We start from the raw sequence: 18,798 nt of genomic DNA, 5'->3' as shown, positions 1-18,798 counted from the left end.
GGGCTGGGGCAGTTGTGGCTTGATGGTTGATTTGGGAAACAGCGCCACTTCAGCCCATTCAAGATAAGAATATTCTGATAATGAAGGGCTGCTGTACGTAATGACTAGATTCCTTTGTGGCCAATGTCTAGAATGCAAATCAAATAATGTTTGCAACAACGAGGGGCTGCTATGCAAATCCAAGTTATTGAAAAAACATTCAGGCTTGCAGGAGAAAGTGAACAAGTTGCTCAATTTACTTTAACTACATCTGGAATATTACATATTTGGTTTCCTGAGATAGGCCTACAGATGGAGGCCCACCGAAATCAGCTGCGTATTCAGAATAACACCATCATCTACACTGATAGGCTGGATTATGGTGAGCAGCGAGCCCACTGGGCTTTGACACTTCATGAAGATGATATGAAGGATTTTAAAAAGGTTATGTCAAAACATAACCGGCCAGTGCATCGCACGGCCTAATGTAAAAGTTGATAAGCCTAAGCTGGAGTCTTTCCAGTTAGCGTAAAGAACAGCTTTGCTGATATCGAGTCCGTACCTGTGCTCGATATGCAAGTTGTGCCGTCCCTTGCTACTACGTTATTTGTCGAACCTACCCTTGGTTCCTCTGGTCTGGTAATTAGGCATTTTTCGTAGTGACGGCTTTGGTGGTCATAGGGGTGTTCCAGATAGATACGGTAGGGAAGCTGCTCTTTTATCCGGCTCGTAGTCCTATGACCACTTTTTTGGTAACTGTCAGAAAAACCTATCTCCATGGATATTGTAGAGATCTGGTTATTACCTGACATAGGCCTTACATCGAGGGGAAAATTGCTCATAGATATGATGACCCAGGCGATCGCCACTAGTTCCCCGGTTTTGTAGGCTTTTATTTTGTGTGTTTGTGGAACTCGGACATGGCATGTCCGAGAAGTTGACTGAGTTTGTTTCGTCTGGTGTTCCCTTGGTGGTCATAAGGCGGAGTCAGATAACACAGCAGGGAGAGACTGTCCTGTTATCTGTTTCAACCCCTTATGACTTCCCTTTTTTCAGTCGATATCCCATCCTGATTATTAAACTAGCGTAGGTCGAACAGATCGAATGAGGTTGGCCTGACAGCGAGCACTAGGCCCGTTGTGGCATTCGAGGTAACCCAGCAGGAGACATCATTATGTCTGACCCCGATAACCTGGCACCTGAAGATCGCATCAAGGAGCTCGAGCAACAGTTGGAGCAAATGAGGCTTAAGGCTGATTTTTATGAGGCAATGGTCGGTGTGCTCAAGAAGGACTTCGGCATCTCCATAGCAAAAGACCGGCCTGGCAATCCCTCTCACCGCCGCAGGTCTAAAGAGTGACTCATTGCTTCCCTGCTCATTGGGATCAGCTTCTGGTTTACTTCAAGCGCAACCGGAGTGCGGAGCTGCGTGGGGCATCCTGAGCTATTCGTTGTACAGAGTGAGCAAACCCAATAAAGGAGTTCAAGGTGAAACAATGGGTCATTGCGGTGACAGTTTTATTTTCATGTTTTGCGGTTGCACAAGATGACCATGCATCATCATCAGTAGCGAGAGCGTGGCTTGAGATCGTTGATGCTGAAAATTACTTTCAAAGCTATCAACTAACAGACAATGCTTTTAAATATGTTCTAACTGCGCCCCAATGGGAAGATGCATTGAATAACATTCGACTTCCTTTTGGGCGTGTTGTTTGGCGTTCTGAAATTAAACGTAAAGAAATGAATAGTATTCCTGGGTGGCCAAGAGGCGAATATATCACTATAGAATTCAATACTAAATTTGAAATGTCTAATGCTATTATTGAAACAGTCACATTGAGTAGAAATAGTGGTGAGTGGCGTCCTATTGGATACTTCATAAAGTTATAATTTACACCTAGAACTATTTATGGTTAGAAATCAACAGAAATCAGAGACAACTATATTAGAACGCTCGCTATTATTGTACAGAGCTAAATAACTGATCCTAATAGTGCTACACCTTCGTGTACTGTAGTGGTCAACTAAATCCGGACACTTGGTTAGGCCGAACCTCGGCTTTTGCTGGCGGTATCCCGTCATTGTATTGATGTGGACGCCGCCAGTTGTAGTAATCCATCAGGTAATAACTGATATCCCGCTTTGCCTCCCGCACGCTCATGTATCCCATAGCCGGAACCCACTCCGTTTTAAGACTTCTGAACAATCGCTCCATCGGGGCATTATCCCAGCAGTTGCCACGCCGACTCATGCTCTGGGTCATGCGATAGCGCCACAGTCGTTGCCGAAATGCCCGGCTACCATATTGGCTGCCCTGGTCAGAGTGAAACAGCACACCAGATGGGCAACCACGCTGCTGATAGGCCATCTCCAGTGCTTTGATTGCCAATTCTGCATCAGGTTTATCAGACATCGCCCAGCCCACGACCCGCCGGGTGTGCAGGTCAAGAACCGCTGCCAGGTAATGCCTGCGACCACCGGCCCAGACGTAGGTGATATCGCCACACCACACCTGATTGGGTTGCTGGACATCAAATTCGCGAGCCAGCAGATTGGGAATATCCGGTCGTTCTGACCGTGCCACCTTATAACGGTGTGCGCCCGGCTGTTTGGATGCCAGCCCGGCTTCCTTCATCAGGTTACGTACTTTGCATCGGCCAATCTGATACCCCAACTCTCGCATCATCGACATCAAGGCGTGGCTGCCAGCCGAATCCCTGCTCTCTTTGAACAAACGGCGCAACTCACTGCGTTGCTGTATCCGCTCACGGTTAATCGCCCGTCTGCGGGCCAGATAATCGTAAAAACAGGAGGTGGGAACATCGAAAGCGCAGCAGACCAGGGTGATGGGGGCTTGCTCCCTTAATCGGTCTATCAGCGCGTACGTGTGAACTCGTCCGCCATCAAGAGAGCAGTAGCCTTTTTTAGAATGTCCTTTTCACGTTCGAGCCGGTTGATACGGGCTTCCAGCTCCTGAATTTTTTGCTGCTCCGGAGTCAGTGCTTTGCCGATTGGGGTTGTGCCAGTTCGTTCGGATTGCAGTTGCTGAACCCAGCGACGGAGCACTGTTTCACCGACATCCAGTGAACGGCTGGCTTCAGGGACAGAATATCCTTGGTCGAGCACCAGGGATGCAGCTTCGAGTTTGAATTCGGCAGTAAATGAGCGACGTAATCTTGTCATTAAACACCTCAGGTCATGGTGGCGACTGTACCACCTAAAATGGTGTCCGGGATGATTAGACCATATATGGACGCCCCCGGGTTGTGCAAGAACTGAACTGATACGGTTTGCGACCATATATCCGGCGTTATGATGGGATTAACTCCCTCGCCATGATGTCATCCGAGCCTTGCTTCCTTATCACTACACCGGTATATGCATACCCAGGTCTAATTCAGGCTGTTACAAGGACGGTACCCGTTTCTTCATCAGTGCCTGCAAACTCAGTAACGTAGATTTTCTAAGCAAATATCAAATTAACTTCCTGCAAAAGCTCTGTTCATACTGAAATCAACCGAGTCAGTTAGTACACGCCAGATGATCCGAGTTAACTTATTTGCCAGGGCGACAGTGGCTTTCAAGAAGCCACGCCGCAATTCAATTGCCTTAACCCATCTCCCTAAACTGTCATCCCGTTTTTGCACACAACGCATCACCGCTCGAGCGCCATGGATGATCAAGGTCCTCAAGTTACGATTACCGTTCTTGGTCATGGATGAAAGCCGTTGTTTTCCACCTGAACTGTGCTGTCGAGGGACTAAGCCACACCAAGCAGAAAGCTCACGGCCGCTGGAAAACTGGGTGGCATCAACCTCACTGACCACCGCAGCGGCAATCAGTGGCCCGACACCAGGAATGGTCAATAAGTGGTGATAGGCAACCTGCTGGCTGGACAGTTCAGCTAGTTCCTTATCCAAGACATCAATCCGTTCAGTGAGCATCTGCATATCTTCTCGTAACAGGCTCAGTAGTCGGCGAAGCGTGAAGGTTATCGTATTGTCTCCGTCTTCAAGCACTTCTGGCAGTTGTCGTTGCAGGCGTTGTAACCCGGCTGGAATAATGACTCCGTACTCGGCAAGTAATGCCCGTAGTTGGTTAGCCAGAGCGGTTCGCTGCTCAACTATGAGCTGGCGAGCACTACGTAACGCCTTGATATCTTGTTGTTCTGTAGTTTTAACTGAGACGAAGTGGATCCCTGGTCGGCAAGCTGTTTCACAAATAGCTAATGCATCGTTGGCATCATTCTTCTGGTGTCTTGCAAAGGCTTTGACATGCTGTGTGGGAATGAGCTTTACGTCATAGCCCATCGATATCAGTGCTCGTCCCCAGAAATGAGATGTTGAGCAAGCTTCCATAGCAATCAGTGTTTGCGGTGGAAACTGGCGCAACGTGTGGAGCAGTTTCTGGCGAGATATTTTACGATTCCAGGCAACAGAACCATCAGCCATCCATACACACACCTGAAAAACAGACTTAGCAATATCGATTCCAACTACTTTGATCGTGTTCATGTGGTGATCCCCCAAGTTGAACGCTGTCAGCCTAAGTATGAAACTGACCGCGCAGGGAGGGGGCGTCCATCACATCACTACAAATTCAAGCTACCGAAGACAAACAGGACGAGAACAGTTCATCTTTTGCCCCCTGCGCTGAACGCGCTGCAGGATCAATTCAAGATAACTGGGGTACTTTTGGACGCAGAGATTGACATGCACCTAGCTGGTGGCATGATCGTGCGCCAAACATTGCGCCCAGTCTTCCGACCAACCAAAGTTGTGCCGGACAGGCCACCTTTTTACTCTGGTGTTTTCCTGGTGGCCCCATGGCAGGCAGCAATCAAGAAGTCTGGGGTTCGTTATCGCTGGGCCTACCAACTTAGGCATACTTATGCCAGTTGGAACATCACCGCTCACGGAAACCTTGCGTTCATAGCTGAACAGATGGGTCACAACTCTGCAAGAATGTTGCAAGAGGTCTATGGAAAATGGATCGAATCGGCCAGCCGAAGTGAGGTCGATTCTATCTGGAGTTCGATGCAAAAAAATGGGCATTTGCCCCAATAGCGCCCCCGAATTTTCAACCAGTGCAATAATGCGCTGATAATTAAGGAATTTTTTAACACACTATGCTTAGTAGCAACAACATCACCATGCAGTTCGGCGCCAAGCCGCTGTTTGAGAACATCAACGTCAAGTTTGGCGGCGGCAACCGCTATGGCCTTATCGGCGCCAACGGCTGTGGCAAGTCCACCTTTATGAAGATCCTCGGCGGTGATCTGGAGCCCACTGGCGGTAATGTGAGCCTGGACGTCAACGAGCGCATCGGGAAGCTGCGTCAGGATCAGTTCGCCTACGAAGATATGCGCGTACTGGACGTGGTCATGATGGGTCACACCGAGCTGTGGGCGGCCATCGCCGAGCGCGATGCCATCTACGCCAACCTCGAAGCGACCGACGACGACTACATGAAGGCCGCCGAGCTGGAAGGTCTGGTCGCCGAGTATGACGGCTATACCGCCGAATCTCGCGCAGGCGAACTGCTGCTGGGTGCCGGTATTCCAATCGAGCAGCACAACGGTCCAATGAGCGAAGTGGCCCCGGGCTGGAAACTGCGTGTGCTGCTGGCACAGGCGCTGTTCTCAAACCCTGACATCCTGCTGCTGGACGAACCGACCAACAACCTGGATATCAACACCATTCGCTGGCTGGAGCAGGTGCTCAACGAACGTGAAAGCACCATGATCATCATCTCTCACGACCGTCACTTCCTGAACTCCGTCTGTACCCACATGGCGGATCTGGACTACGGCGAGCTGCGCGTCTATCCGGGCAACTACGATGACTACATGCTGGCCGCCACTCAGGCGCGCGAACGTCTGCTGGCCGACAACGCCAAGAAGAAGGCCCAGATCGCCGATCTGCAATCCTTCGTCTCCCGTTTCAGTGCCAACGCCTCCAAGTCCAGCCAGGCGACCTCCCGCCTCAAGCAGATCGACAAGATCAAGATTGAGGAAGTGAAGGTCTCCAGCCGTCAGAACCCCTTCATCCGCTTCGAGCAGGAGAAGAAGCTCTACCGCAACATTCTGGAGATCGAAGGCCTGTCCAAAGGTTATGGCGAGGCGCCCCTGTTCAAGGGCCTCAACATGATGCTGGAAGTGGGTGAGAAGGTCGCCATTCTGGGTACCAACGGAATCGGTAAGTCCACCCTGATCAAGACGCTGGTCGGGGATCTGGCACCGGATACCGGTACCATCAAGTGGTCCGAGAACGCCCAGATCGGTTACTACGCTCAGGATCACGCCGAAGATTTCGACACCGATCTCAACGTGTTCGACTGGATGGCCCAGTGGAAACAGGAGAACGAAGACGAGCAGGCTGTGCGCTCCGTATTGGGTCGTCTGCTGTTCTCTCAGGACGACATCAAGAAGCCGGTCAAGGTGCTCTCCGGTGGTGAACAGGGCCGTATGCTGTTCGGCAAGCTGATGATGCAGCGTCCCAACATCCTGATCATGGATGAGCCGACCAACCACCTGGACATGGAATCTATCGAATCCTTGAACCTGGCCCTCGAGATGTATAAGGGCACCCTGATCTTCGTCTCCCACGACCGCGAATTCGTCTCCTCTCTGGCGACCCGCATCCTGGAGCTGAGCGAAGATGGTATCCGCGACTTCGGCGGCACCTACGAGGATTACCTGCGCACCCAGGGCGTGGTATAACCCCGCTCCTGCGCAAGTGCGCAATGCAAAGCCGGCACTCAGGTGCCGGTTTTTTTATATCCCGTTTTTGGACGACTGAGATGGCATATAACCGCGGTGTGAATACACGCCACAGGCAAAGCGAAAACAGTAGATAGCAGAGAACTGAGCTTGAGCACCCCCTCGCACCCTCGCACCCTCGCACCCTCGCACCCTCGCACCCAGATAAAAATGCTATCTCGGTGATATGTTGAAAGGCCCATGGTCGCCTAAATAAGGCTCTGTCCCAATTACGTGTCGAAAGGCTAATCTTGAAGTAGTATCCCGTCCTGAATAGGGTTTACACCTTTCCCCCCAATAAATGGAGAACCCGATGGGACAAGGTGTGAAACGGACACAGCGCGATTACTCGCTGACTTTTAAGCAGGCACTGGTCGAGCAGATTGAAAAAGGCGAGCTCACCTACAAACAGGCTCAGGTGCGTTATGGCATTCAGGGCCGCTCCACCGTTCTGGTATGGTTGCGTAAACATGGTCGGCAAGATTGGAGCCAGGGGGCTTCTGTGCGTGCCGGCAGGAGTATCACCATGCCTGACCCCGACAACCAGACGCCCGAACAGCGTATCAAGGAACTCGAGCAGCAGTTGGTGCTGATGAGCCAGAAGGCCCAGTTCTTTGAGGCCGTCGTCGATGTACTGAAGAATGACTACGGCGTCTCCATCGTAAAAAAGCGACCCGGCAAGTCCTCTCGCAGCGGCAAGTCGAGAGGCTGACCATTGTCAGGGCTTGCCTGTTTCTGGGGATAAGCCGGCAGGCTTACTACAAGCGCAATCGGGTCGCCGACGAGCACCATGCACAAGGGCTGCAGGTGGTGCGCTTCGTGCGTCAGGTTTGTAGTGGTCAACTAAATCCGGACACTTGGTTAGGCCGAACCTCGGCTTTTGCTGGCGGTATCCCGTCATTGTATTGATGTGGACGCCGCCAGTTGTAGTAATCCATCAGGTAATAACTGATATCCCGCTTTGCCTCCCGCACGCTCATGTATCCCATAGCCGGAACCCACTCCGTTTTAAGACTTCTGAACAATCGCTCCATCGGGGCATTGACGCTCCTATGTCAACAGGCTCGCGCTGAGTCAGCTAAATCGGCCAAGATCAAAGGGTAGAGTTCCCTGACGATATAGCGTTTCAAACAACGCTGGATCTCTTTCGAAGATAAGCCTTGGGCGCTACGTCGTGCGACGTAAGATTGGGTTTGTGGATCTCCCCGCATCCGGACCATTGCAATCGTCCATAACGCATTATTTGCTGCACGGTTACCACCTCGGTTTAAGCGATGTCGTACGGTCTTTCCAGAGGAGGCGGGTAAAGGGTTAACCCCACAAAGTGCCGCAAGCGATGCTTCATTTCTTAACCGTTCCGGGTTATCGCCAGCCGTTGAAAGCAGCACCGCTGCGGTTTGAGGGCCGACGCCAAATTGCTCGCGCAGACGACGAGCATGTTGATGGGTCAAGGCATCCAACATGGCATCAAGTTTTTCAACTTCGTCTGCCAATAGCAGCCAACGCTTGGCCAGCAGACACAGGGTAGTCGTTAACGTATGAAGGAGTTCAGTGGTACCCAATGACCTCACTCGTGCGCATCCCTTTGCACAGTCAGCGGGCTTGCTTTTCCAGAGTCGTTCACGAACATCCTGGGGGGCACTGACAAGCAATGATCTGAGTTGATTCATTGCCTGAGTTTTGGCTTTGACGGCGCTGCGTCTGGCTACTGATACCACTCGCATCATTTCTGCCGCGCCTGACTGGGTCTTTGCTATCGCGTTAGCACTACCGGAAAGAACGGATCTCGCTGCACTTTCAGCATCAGTAGGATCCGATTTCCCCTGAAGCCTGCGTTTGGAGCGGTCAGGGCGATTAACTTCGAACACTTCGATACCATGCTTGCGCAGTACACTGGCCAAGCCAGCACCATACGTGCCTGTGCCTTCAACGCCTGCTCTCTTCAAGCACCCGAAAGAGTTTGCCCAGGTCACGAGTCTCTCATATCCGCTGGTATTGGTCGTGACCATCAAGCATCCCAACTGGTGCCCTTGTGCATTAAGCAAAACCCCGACATGGGTATCCATATGGGTGTCTACACCAAGGATAACTTCAGCTTTGTTTCTGGAATTGTTCATGGCTCATTCCTCCAAGGAATATGCACTACCAACCCCATACGCAGGACAGGACACTCAAGATGCAGCACAAGGCTCCTATTAGGTCACAGACGCTGGGCCCAGCAATGCCAGGGAACATCAGCATCCAATCGACAGGTCAACGCAAAGGCATTATGTTCGCCAATCCCAGCACGGGTCAGATTGGGCTGATGTTCTTGAGCATAATGAACTGAGTATCCCAGCAGTTGCCACGCCGACTCATGCTCTGGGTCATGCGATAGCGCCACAGTCGTTGCCGAAATGCCCTACTGCCATATTGGCTGCCCTGGTCAGAGTGAAATAGCACACCGGATGGGCAACCCCGCTGCTGATAGGCCATCTCCAGTGCTTTGATTGCCAATTCTGCATCAGGTTTATCAGACATCGCCCAGCCCACGACCCGCCGGGTGTGCAGGTCAAGCACCGCTGCCAGGTAATGCCAGCGTCCACCTGCCCAGACGTAGGTGATATCGCCACACCACACCTGATTGGGTTGCTGGACATCAAATTCGCGAGCCAGCAGATTGGAAATGTCCGGTCGCTCAGACTGGGCGACCTGATAACGATGAGCGCCCGGCTGTTTGGATACCAGCCCGGCTTCCTTCATCAGGTTACGTACTTTGAATCGACCAATCTGATACCCCAACTCCCGCATCATCGACATCAAGGCGCGGCTGCCTGCAGAGCTCCTGCTCTCTTTGAACAACCGGCGCAACTCACTGCGTTGCTGTATCCGCTCACGGTTAATCGCCCGTCTGCGGGCCAGATAGTCGTAAAAGCAGGATGTTGGAACATCGAAAGCGCAGCAGACCAAGGTGATGGGGGCTTGCTCCCTTAATCGGTCTATCAGCGCGTACGTGTGAACTCGTCCGTCATCAAGAGAGCCGTAGCCTTTTTTAGAATGTCCTTTTCACGTTCGAGCCGGTTGATGCGGGCTTCCAGCTCCTGAATTTTTTGCTGCTCCGGAGTCAGTGCTTTGCCGATTGGGGTTGTGCCAGTTCGTTCGGATTGCAGTTGCTGAACCCAGCGGCGAAGTACGGTTTCACCGACATCCAGTGAACGGCTGGCTTCAGGGACAGAATATCCCTGGTCGAGCACCAGGGATGCGGCTTCGAGTTTGAATTCGGCAGTAAATGAGCGACGTAATCTTGTCATTGAACACCTCAGGTCATGGTGGCGACTGTACCACCTAAAATGGTGTCCGGGATGATTAGACCATATATGGACGCCCCCGGGTTGTGCAAGAACTGAACTGATACGGTTTGCGACCATATATCCGGCGTTATGATGGGATTAACTCCCTCGCCATGATGTCATCCGAGCCTTGCTTCCTTATCACTACACCGGTATATGCATACCCAGGTCTAATTCAGGCTGTTACAAGGACGGTACCCGTTTCTTCATCAGTGCCTGCAAACTCAGTAACGTAGATTTTCTAAGCAAATATCAAATTAACTTCCTGCAAAAGCTCTGTTCATACTGAAATCAACCGAGTCAGTTAGTACACGCCAGATGATCCGAGTTAACTTATTTGCCAGGGCGACAGTGGCTTTCAAGAAGCCACGCCGCAATTCAATTGCCTTAACCCATCTCCCTAAACTGTCATCCCGTTTTTGCACACAACGCATCACCGCTCGAGCGCCATGGATGATCAAGGTCCTCAAGTTACGATTACCGTTCTTGGTCATGGATGAAAGCCGTTGTTTTCCACCTGAACTGTGCTGTCGAGGGACTAAGCCACACCAAGCAGAAAGCTCACGGCCGCTGGAAAACTGGGTGGCATCAACCTCACTGACCACCGCAGCGGCAATCAGTGGCCCGACACCAGGAATGGTCAATAAGTGGTGATAGGCAACCTGCTGGCTGGACAGTTCAGCTAGTTCCTTATCCAAGACATCAATCCGTTCAGTGAGCATCTGCATATCTTCTCGTAACAGGCTCAGTAGTCGGCGAAGCGTGAAGGTTATCGTATTGTCTCCGTCTTCAAGCACTTCTGGCAGTTGTCGTTGCAGGCGTTGTAACCCGGCTGGAATAATGACTCCGTACTCGGCAAGTAATGCCCGTAGTTGGTTAGCCAGAGCGGTTCGCTGCTCAACTATGAGCTGGCGAGCACTACGTAACGCCTTGATATCTTGTTGTTCTGTAGTTTTAACTGAGACGAAGTGGATCCCTGGTCGGCAAGCTGTTTCACAAATAGCTAATGCATCGTTGGCATCATTCTTCTGGTGTCTTGCAAAGGCTTTGACATGCTGTGTGGGAATGAGCTTTACGTCATAGCCCATCGATATCAGTGCTCGTCCCCAGAAATGAGATGTTGAGCAAGCTTCCATAGCAATCAGTGTTTGCGGTGGAAACTGGCGCAACGTGTGGAGCAGTTTCTGGCGAGATATTTTACGATTCCAGGCAACAGAACCATCAGCCATCCATACACACACCTGAAAAACAGACTTAGCAATATCGATTCCAACTACTTTGATCGTGTTCATGTGGTGATCCCCCAAGTTGAACGCTGTCAGCCTAAGTATGAAACTGACCGCGCAGGGAGGGGGCGTCCATCACATCACTACAGTTCGACTGCGACAACCGCGGGTCGGCACCCGCAAGCTGCATTATCTGCTGCAGGGTCAGGATGATGGCGGGCTCAAGGTCGGGCGGGACAGGCTGTTTCGGATATTGGCCGAGCACCGCCTGCTGGTGCTGCCCAGGCGGGCGTATCACAAGACCACCCACAGTTTTCACCGTTTCTACCGTCATCCCAACTTGCTCAAGACGGGGCCAGAGCAGGTCACGCCGGTGGCCCCGGAGCAGGTCTGGGTCGCAGATATCACCTATCTGCCCGCCAGGAGCGGACCGCTGTACCTGAGCCTGGTGACGGATGCCTACTCACGCAAGATAGTAGGCCACCACGTACACGAAGGAATGCACGCGGAGTCGGTGGCGATGGCGTTCAAGAAAGCGCTGAAGCAACGACGTGGCGGCGGGGAGCTAATCCATCACTCGGACCGCGGCGTGCAGTATTGCTTTGGGCTGTATCAGTCATTACATGAACGGTACGGGGTGAAATGCTCGATGACGGATGGGTATGACTGTTACCAGAATGCGTTGGCGGAGCGGGTGAACGGGATTTTGAAAGGAGAGTTATTGTTGCAAAGCCCGCAGGATTTGACGCAAGCGCGGGAAATGGTGCGTGAAGCGGTGGATATTTACAACGTGGAGCGGCCGCATCATGCGTTGAAATACAGAACCCCCGATGCGGTACATAGGGGGTTCTGAGTAGAGAAATGCTAGTTGAAAATGTGTAAACCTATTTCAGGACTAGACATAGGCCATCACATTGAGGTCTACCATCATGGATACCCCAGCCTTTCAAAACCTGTTGTCACTATTTCCCCAGTTAACCCTGCGCCAGCGCCGTATTGCTCAGCAGGAGCTTGCTGCACCCCACACCATTACCTCTCTCAATACTCAGTTACGAGCATGTGGAGTCGGGGACTGCGCCGCTACCGTTGCAAAGTGTTCCTACGCACCAGTTTCGCGCTGACCAAGACGCCTTTGGCGCGGTTGCGCAAAGCCCGGTGCTGGGAAGACTACGCGCAAGCCCCCATCGAAGGACTGACCGTCCGCCAGGCCGCGCGGCGCTGTGGGTCAGCAAAAACACCGCGTTCCTCTGGCGTCACCACTTCTTGCGCGCGATGGCGACCCATCAGGTTGGAGAAAATTGATGCCGAGACGGTCATCGCGGTGTTGAAGCCGTTGGTGTCACCCGATTCGGTGTTGTGTAGCGATGGCGCGGGCGTGTATGCCAGTTTCAGTAAAGTGCAGGGAGTGACTCATCAAGTAGTGCGCAATCGTCAGGGTGAGAGGGTGGTAGGGGCATTCCACATCCAACATGTAAACGGATATCACTATTGATTGAAAGAATGGATGGTGCGCTTTCATGGAGTGGCAACTCATTATCTGAGGAATTATCTGGGTTGGCGCAGGATGCTGGAACGTTACGGGAGGGGCGTAAATATCAAAGCATGTTTGCATGAGGCGCTGGGGCACTCCATGCAACACATAATTGGAACATAGCCTTTTTTATCTCGGGTGCTGTCGCCTGCTCACCCCTTGGCGCGGCGGGCGACCAGGGTGAACTTGTAGTCATCGCTCTTGAAGAAGTTGCGACTGAACTCGAACACGGTGCCATCTTGCAAGAAGCCGCGGGAGACCTTCTCGATGATTGGCTTGGCAGGATCGATACCGAGCGCCTCCACCACCTGCGCCGAAGGGAGCACCGGAATGATCTCCTGCTCGCTGCGGTCGATCACCAGCTGCTTCACCTCTTCGATGTAGTGGTACTTGGAGCCCTGCATCACCGCATAACTGAGATCGGGAAAGAGAGCGAGCGGCATCCAGGTCTCCTCCAGCGTCACTGCAATCTGGCGAATAAAGCGCACCCGCTTGACGTAGTAGACCAGCGCCCCCTTCACCAGATTGAGCCGCTCAGCCAACTCACTGCTCGCCTTGATCACCTCGAAGGCGAGAATGTCGCTGTGGGTCTCGGCCGCCGGATCGGTCACCTTCTCATAGAGGCTGGTGAGCTGATAGATGTCGTAGTTCACCTTCTCCTGCCGCACGTAGCTGCCGCTGCCCTGAATGCTCTCGATGACGTTGAGTTCGGTCAGCTGCTTGAGGGCCTGACGCACCGTCACCCGGCTCACCCCGAACTGCTCGCGCAGCTCGGCTTCGGTGGGCAGGGCATCGCCGGGGGCCAGCTCCCCTTGCGCAATCCACTGCTGGATGGTGTCGGCTATCTGGCGATACATGGGTTTTTTCGACACGAAAGGCCACCTCGTCGGCTCTGCGCCATGATAAATGGAAGAGGCGCCATTCTACCCCAGTTGCCTGGCAGACAAAACGGCTCAGCCCCATTTGACCTAACAAATCACCTTGACCAAGCAATACAAAAACAATACAAATAGCGAATTGTATGATACTACTCACAAAAATCAGTCGGCCGGTTTGTTAGCATCGCTGTCACTTTCACCATGACGGCTTGCTGGCAAGCCAACCTGACAGAGGATCATCATGAATCTGACCAGTCTTACCGGCCCCCATCTCATCACGCTGCAAACCCGGTTTGCCGATCGGGATGCGGCCATTCATGCCCTGGCTGATCGGCTCGATCAGGCCGGCAAGCTGCACGACAAGGCCGCCTTTCTGGCCGCGGTCATGGCCCGCGAGGCGCAGGGCCCCACCGCCCTTGGCGAAGGGCTGGCGGTGCCCCACGGCAAGTGCGATGCGGTGCGCGAAGCGGCCTTTGCTGTCGCTACCTTGAGCCAGGAGCTGGGCTGGGAGGGGATCGACGGCCCCGAGCCGGTCAACCTGATCTTCATGCTGGCGATCCCGACCGATCAGGCGGGCTCCACCCATATGCAGCTGCTCACCACCCTCACCACCGCCCTGGTGGATGACGATACCCGCGAGGCGGTGCTGGCAGCTCAAAGTGCCGAGCAACTGATGGCACTGCTCGATGGTGAGGGGGATAGTGGCAAGCAACCAGAAAAAGAAGACAAATCAGATACAAATCAACCCACAGTGGTCTGTGTCACCGCCTGCCCGGCTGGGATCGCCCACACATATATGGCTGCCGAGTATCTGGAAAAGGCGGGGCGCAAGCTGGGTATTCGGGTACTGGTCGAGAAGCAGGGTGCCAACGGCATCGAGGATCGCCTGCCGCAAGAGGCACTCGATACTGCGGTGGCCTGCATCTTCGCCGCCGAGGTGGCCATCAAGGAGCAGGAGCGTTTTGCCGGCATCCCCCGGATCGAGACGCCGGTGGCCGAGCCCATCCGCCATGCCGAGCGGATCCTCAATGATGCGCTGGAAGCGGCCAAGGCAGGGCGCACCGCCCCGACCCCCAGCACCAGCCAGAGCGACGCGCAGACCGGCAAGAAGGTGGGCCTCAAGACCGAGCTCAAGCAGGCGCTGCTGAGCGGCATCTCCTTTGCCGTGCCGCTGATCGTGGCAGGCGGTACCGTGCTCGCCGTCTCTGTGCTGCTGGCCCAGATCTTCGGCCTGCAACATCTGTTTGATACCGAGAACTCCTGGCTCTGGATGTACCGAAAACTCGGCGGCGGCATGCTGGGCACCCTGATGGTGCCGGTGCTGGCGGCCTATACAGCCTACTCGCTGGCAGACAAACCGGCGCTGGGCCCGGGCTTTGCGGCGGGACTGGCCGCCAACATGATTGGCTCCGGTTTTCTCGGCGGCGTGGTCGGTGGTCTTATCGCCGGTTACCTGATGCGCTGGGTCAAGCAGCATGTGCGCCTTAGCCCCAACTTCAACGGCTTTCTCACCTTTTACCTCTATCCGGTGATCGGCACTCTGGTGGCGGGCAGCCTGATGCTGTTTGTCATCGGCCAGCCGGTGGCCTGGCTCAACAACAGCCTCACCGAATGGCTCAACGGCCTCTCCGGCACCAATGCGCTGGTGCTGGGCGCCTTGCTCGGCTTTATGTGCTCGTTTGACCTGGGTGGCCCGGTCAACAAGGCAGCCTACGCTTTCTGCCTCGGCGCCATGGCCAACGGGGTCTACGGCCCCTACGCCATCTTCGGCGCGGTCAAGATGGTCTCGGCCTTTACCGTCACCTTCTCCACCATGCTGGCACCGCGCCTGTTCCAGACCTTCGAGATCGAGACCGGCAAGTCGACCTGGCTGCTGGGGCTGGCAGGGATCACCGAGGGCGCCATTCCGATGGCCATCGAAGATCCGATCCGGGTGATCGGCTCCTTCCTCGCAGGCTCGGTGGTCACCGGCGCCATGGTGGGTGCCATGGGGATTGGTCTCTCCACCCCGGGGGCCGGCATCTTCTCCCTGTTCCTGCTCCACGATGGCGGCCACGGCGCCCTGATGGCTGCTGCCGTCTGGCTCGGTGCGGCGCTGGTGGGCACCCTTATCTCCACTGTGGTGCTGATCGGCTGGCGCCGTCACGCCATGCAGCGCGGCACCTATCAGGTGGTCGCCACAGAGTAAGGCTCATCTGCACAACCGCTTTTTCAACAGACTATTTTTCCGCACGGCAGGCAAGGGCCGCTGTGCGTCAGCAAAGGATCATTGTCATGACAGTTTCACGAGTTCACATCACCCCGCACATGCACTGGGATCGGGAGTGGTACTTCACCACCGAGGAGTCCCGCATCCTGCTGGTCAACAACATGGCGGAGATCCTGGCGCGGCTTGAATCCGACCCCGACTACAAGTTCTACGTGCTGGACGGCCAGACTGCGGTGCTGGAGGATTACTTCGCCATCCAGCCCGAGAACAAGGCCCGGGTGAAGGCACTGGTGGAGGCGGGCAAGCTCATCATCGGCCCCTGGTACACCCAGACCGACACCATGCAGGTGAGCGGCGAGTCCATCCTGCGCAACCTGCTCTACGGGATGCGCGACTGCCTCAGCCTTGGCGAGCCGATGAAGATCGGTTACCTGCCCGACTCGTTCGGCATGTCTTCCCAACTGCCCCACATCTTCAACGGCTTCGGGATTGACCGTGCCATGTTCTGGCGCGGCTGCTCCGAGCGCCACGGCACTGACAAGACCGAGTTCCTCTGGCAGAGCAACGACGGCAGCGAGGTGACCGCCCAGGTACTGCCGCTCGGCTACGCCATCGGCAAGTACCTGCCGGAAGATGAAGCGGGCCTGCGCAAGCGGCTCGAATCCTACTTCGAGGTGCTGGAAAAGGCCTCGGTGACCAAGGATATCCTGCTGCCCAACGGCCACGACCAGATGCCGCTGCAACAGAACATCTTCGCCATTATCGACAAGCTGCGGGAGATCTACCCCCAGCGTGAATTCCACATGAGCCGCTTCGAGCAGGTCTTCGAGCGCATCGAGGCGTGCCGCGACCAGCTGGCCACCCTCAAGGGGGAGTTCAACGACGGCAAATACATGCGGGTACACCGCACCATCTCCTCCACCCGGATGGATATCAAGCTGGCCCACGCCGCCATCGAGAACAAGATCGTCAACATCCTCGAGCCGCTGGCGAGCATCGCCTGGGCGCTCGGCTTTGAGTACCACCATGGGCTTTTGGAGAAGATGTGGAAGGAGATCATGAAGAACCACGCCCATGACAGCATCGGCTGCTGCTGCAGCGACAAGGTGCATCAGGAGGTGATGACCCGCTTCATTCTGGCCGACGACATGGCCGAGAACCTGATCCGCTTCTACATGCGCAAGATTGTCGACAACATGCCGGTGGCGTTGTGTGAAGACGGGGTACAGGTGGCCGACAAGCTCTGCCTGTTCAACCTGATGCCCTTCCCCCGTCAGGAGGTGATCAATACCAGCATCCGCATTCGCGCCCAATCCTTTGCCCTGCGCGATGAAGCGGGCCAGCCGGTTCCCTACTTCATCCGCGCCAGACGCGAGATTGACCCGGGACTGGTAGACAGACAGATCGTGCACTACGGCAACTACGACCCCTTTATGGAGTACGACATCCAGCTCTGCCATCCGCTGCCAGCCATGGGCTACTGCACTCTCCATATCGAGGGCAACCAACCGGGACTGGAACAGCCGGTGACGGCCAGCGGCGAGCTGCTGGAGAACGATTTTTACCGCATCGCCCTCAACGACAACGGCACTTTGCAGATCCTGGACAAGCTGCGCGGCACCGCCTTCGATCAGGTGCTCACGCTGGAAGAGGGCTCCGATGATGGTGACGAGTATGACTACTCGCCGTCGCGCGAAGAGTGGCTGCGCTACTCCACCGAGTTTGCGGTGACCCGTGAGGTCACCCATCAGGCGTGGCAGAGCATCGCTACGCTCAAACTGCGTATGGCATTGCCTGCCAACCTCGCCGAGCGCGCCAACCGCCAGTGCAGCGGCCACCTTGATGTCATCTGCCGCATCACGCTGGCGCATCAGAGCCCACGCATCGACATCGAGCTGGAGCTCGACAATCAGGCTGATGATCACCGAGTACGGGTACTGATCCCCACCCCCTTCCCGAGCGATACAGTGGTCTCCGACAACCAGTTTGGCTGTATCACCCGCCCCACTCGCGACAGAGCCATGGCGAACTGGGAGGCTGAAGGGTGGAAAGAGGCCCCCATTCCGGTCTGGCAGCTGATGAACTTCGTCGCCCTGCAAGATGGCAAGCAGGGGCTGGCGGTGCTGAGCGATGGCCTGCGCGAGTTTGAAGTGATCGGCGAGCAGTGCGACACCCTGGCTCTCACCTTGCTGCGCGGGGTCGGCGTACTCGGTAAAGAGGAGCTGCTGCTGCGCCCGGGTCGCCCCTCCGGCATCAAACTGCCCACCCCGGACTCCCAGGTGCGTGGCAAACTCAGCTGCCGTTTCAGCCTGCTGGCGTTTGCTGGCGATCACATCAGCGCCAACGTGATGCAGGCGGCGCGCAGCTACCTCACCCCGGTGCGCTGCTACAACAAGATCCCGTTCGATGCCATGAAGGTCAACAAGGCAAGCTTCACTACCCCGCTCCACTTCAGTCTGCTCACCATGGATCCCTCCGGTCCGGTGCTGAGCGCCCTGAAAAAAGCCGAGGATGAAGAAGCGCTGGTGATCCGGGTCTACAACCCGAGCGAGCAGGCGATACTGGAGGGAGGCAAAGTGAGCAGCGAACACGCCCTGAGCGACTGGCAAGCGGTGCGAATGGACGAGCAGCCCCTGCCCCTTGAGCTGGCTGCTGGCGAGTTTGGCGAGCTGGCGCCCTGCCACTCCCGCAGCGTGCGCTTTCGGGTGGCTCGCGGCTAACCGCCGGTAACACCGACAGGTAGCAACAGGCGGGGAAGAGTCATCCCCTCCCCGCCTGTTTATCCCTTCAAGCTGGCCTGCCCCGCTTGATAAAGGCATAAAAAAATCCCCGCCAATTGGCGGGGATTTTTATTGGAACGGTATTAGCCCCCGTCAGCGAGAGCGA

At 54.9% G+C, this 18,798-nt stretch carries 10 protein-coding genes and 6 pseudogenes; 9 read left to right on the top strand and 7 right to left on the bottom strand.

The features are described from left to right. Window positions 1-171 precede the first annotated feature (171 nt). The 3 genes and pseudogenes from ACTG2U_RS01390 to ACTG2U_RS01380 all read left to right on the top strand — a co-directional run bounded on the left by ACTG2U_RS01390 (window position 172) and on the right by ACTG2U_RS01380 (window position 1,869). Window positions 172-465, top strand: a complete 294-nt coding sequence (locus tag ACTG2U_RS01390) for a hypothetical protein (RefSeq protein ID WP_335813377.1) — start codon at window positions 172-174, stop codon at window positions 463-465. Between the two features lie 688 nt (window positions 466-1,153). Further along, a pseudogene (locus tag ACTG2U_RS01385) lies at window positions 1,154-1,294 on the top strand (IS3 family transposase); the annotation flags it as partial. A 173-nt stretch (window positions 1,295-1,467) separates the two neighbouring features. Next, the gene (locus ACTG2U_RS01380) at window positions 1,468-1,869 is read left to right on the top strand and encodes a DUF4019 domain-containing protein (RefSeq protein ID WP_335813378.1); all 402 of its coding nucleotides are present in this window, start codon (window positions 1,468-1,470) and stop codon (window positions 1,867-1,869) included. A 130-nt stretch (window positions 1,870-1,999) separates the two neighbouring features. Here the strand turns inward: ACTG2U_RS01380 and ACTG2U_RS01375 are convergent. Further along, a protein-coding gene (locus ACTG2U_RS01375; protein WP_439973912.1) for an IS3 family transposase occupies window positions 2,000-3,162 on the bottom strand; the annotation gives its coding sequence in 2 pieces (ribosomal slippage) (window positions 2,000-2,907 and window positions 2,907-3,162; 1,164 coding nt in all). A gap of 296 nt (window positions 3,163-3,458) precedes the next feature. Then, entirely contained in the window at window positions 3,459-4,493 is a 1,035-nt protein-coding gene (locus tag ACTG2U_RS01370; RefSeq protein ID WP_201035198.1) for an IS110 family transposase, read from the bottom strand. Window positions 4,494-5,107: 614 nt separating this feature from the next. On the opposite strand from ACTG2U_RS01370, the gene ACTG2U_RS01365 reads away from it, so the two are divergent. Both ACTG2U_RS01365 and ACTG2U_RS01360 read left to right on the top strand, forming a co-directional pair. Next, window positions 5,108-6,700 (top strand): ABC-F family ATPase, encoded by a 1,593-nt coding sequence (locus ACTG2U_RS01365; protein WP_005351341.1) that lies wholly within the window; start codon window positions 5,108-5,110, stop codon window positions 6,698-6,700. 352 nt (window positions 6,701-7,052) lie between these two features. Continuing rightward, window positions 7,053-7,570 (top strand): annotated as a pseudogene (locus ACTG2U_RS01360) (IS3 family transposase); the annotation flags it as partial. Between the two features lie 8 nt (window positions 7,571-7,578). On the opposite strand, the pseudogene ACTG2U_RS01355 reads toward ACTG2U_RS01360, so the two are convergent. The 4 genes and pseudogenes from ACTG2U_RS01355 to ACTG2U_RS01340 form a co-directional block, all read right to left on the bottom strand. Next, window positions 7,579-7,782 (bottom strand): annotated as a pseudogene (locus ACTG2U_RS01355) (integrase core domain-containing protein); the annotation flags it as partial. A 12-nt stretch (window positions 7,783-7,794) separates the two neighbouring features. After that, window positions 7,795-8,856, bottom strand: a complete 1,062-nt coding sequence (locus tag ACTG2U_RS01350) for an IS110 family transposase (protein ID WP_439973911.1) — start codon at window positions 8,854-8,856, stop codon at window positions 7,795-7,797. Between the two features lie 214 nt (window positions 8,857-9,070). Then, window positions 9,071-10,029, bottom strand: a pseudogene (locus ACTG2U_RS01345) (IS3 family transposase); the annotation flags it as partial. A 296-nt stretch (window positions 10,030-10,325) separates the two neighbouring features. After that, window positions 10,326-11,360 carry an IS110 family transposase gene (locus tag ACTG2U_RS01340; protein WP_201035198.1) on the bottom strand — a complete coding sequence of 345 codons (1,035 nt, stop codon included), beginning with the start codon at window positions 11,358-11,360 and terminating at the stop codon, window positions 10,326-10,328. A gap of 79 nt (window positions 11,361-11,439) precedes the next feature. Here ACTG2U_RS01340 and ACTG2U_RS01335 point away from each other — a divergent pair. Both ACTG2U_RS01335 and ACTG2U_RS01330 read left to right on the top strand, forming a co-directional pair. Next, window positions 11,440-12,147 (top strand): annotated as a pseudogene (locus ACTG2U_RS01335) (IS3 family transposase); the annotation flags it as partial. A 76-nt stretch (window positions 12,148-12,223) separates the two neighbouring features. After that, window positions 12,224-12,948 (top strand): annotated as a pseudogene (locus ACTG2U_RS01330) (IS1595 family transposase). A gap of 29 nt (window positions 12,949-12,977) precedes the next feature. Here the strand turns inward: ACTG2U_RS01330 and ACTG2U_RS01325 are convergent. Beyond that, entirely contained in the window at window positions 12,978-13,697 is a 720-nt protein-coding gene (locus ACTG2U_RS01325) for a GntR family transcriptional regulator (RefSeq protein WP_129504196.1), read from the bottom strand. A 247-nt stretch (window positions 13,698-13,944) separates the two neighbouring features. Between ACTG2U_RS01325 and mngA the strand changes: the two genes are divergently transcribed. Further along, a complete protein-coding gene (gene mngA, locus ACTG2U_RS01320) occupies window positions 13,945-15,891 on the top strand; it encodes a PTS 2-O-a-mannosyl-D-glycerate transporter subunit IIABC (RefSeq protein WP_439973910.1) in 1,947 nt (648 codons plus the stop codon). 86 nt (window positions 15,892-15,977) lie between these two features. After that, window positions 15,978-18,632, top strand: a complete 2,655-nt coding sequence (gene mngB / locus ACTG2U_RS01315) for a mannosylglycerate hydrolase (RefSeq protein WP_439973909.1) — start codon at window positions 15,978-15,980, stop codon at window positions 18,630-18,632. The last annotated feature ends 166 nt before the right edge of the window (window positions 18,633-18,798 follow it).

It is taken from the genome of Aeromonas sp. 95A (assembly GCF_051919235.1).
GTDB lineage: Bacteria > Pseudomonadota > Gammaproteobacteria > Enterobacterales > Aeromonadaceae > Aeromonas > Aeromonas veronii.
The sequence above is the reverse complement of the archived record's forward strand: the minus strand, read 5'-3'. Positions and strand labels throughout refer to the sequence as shown.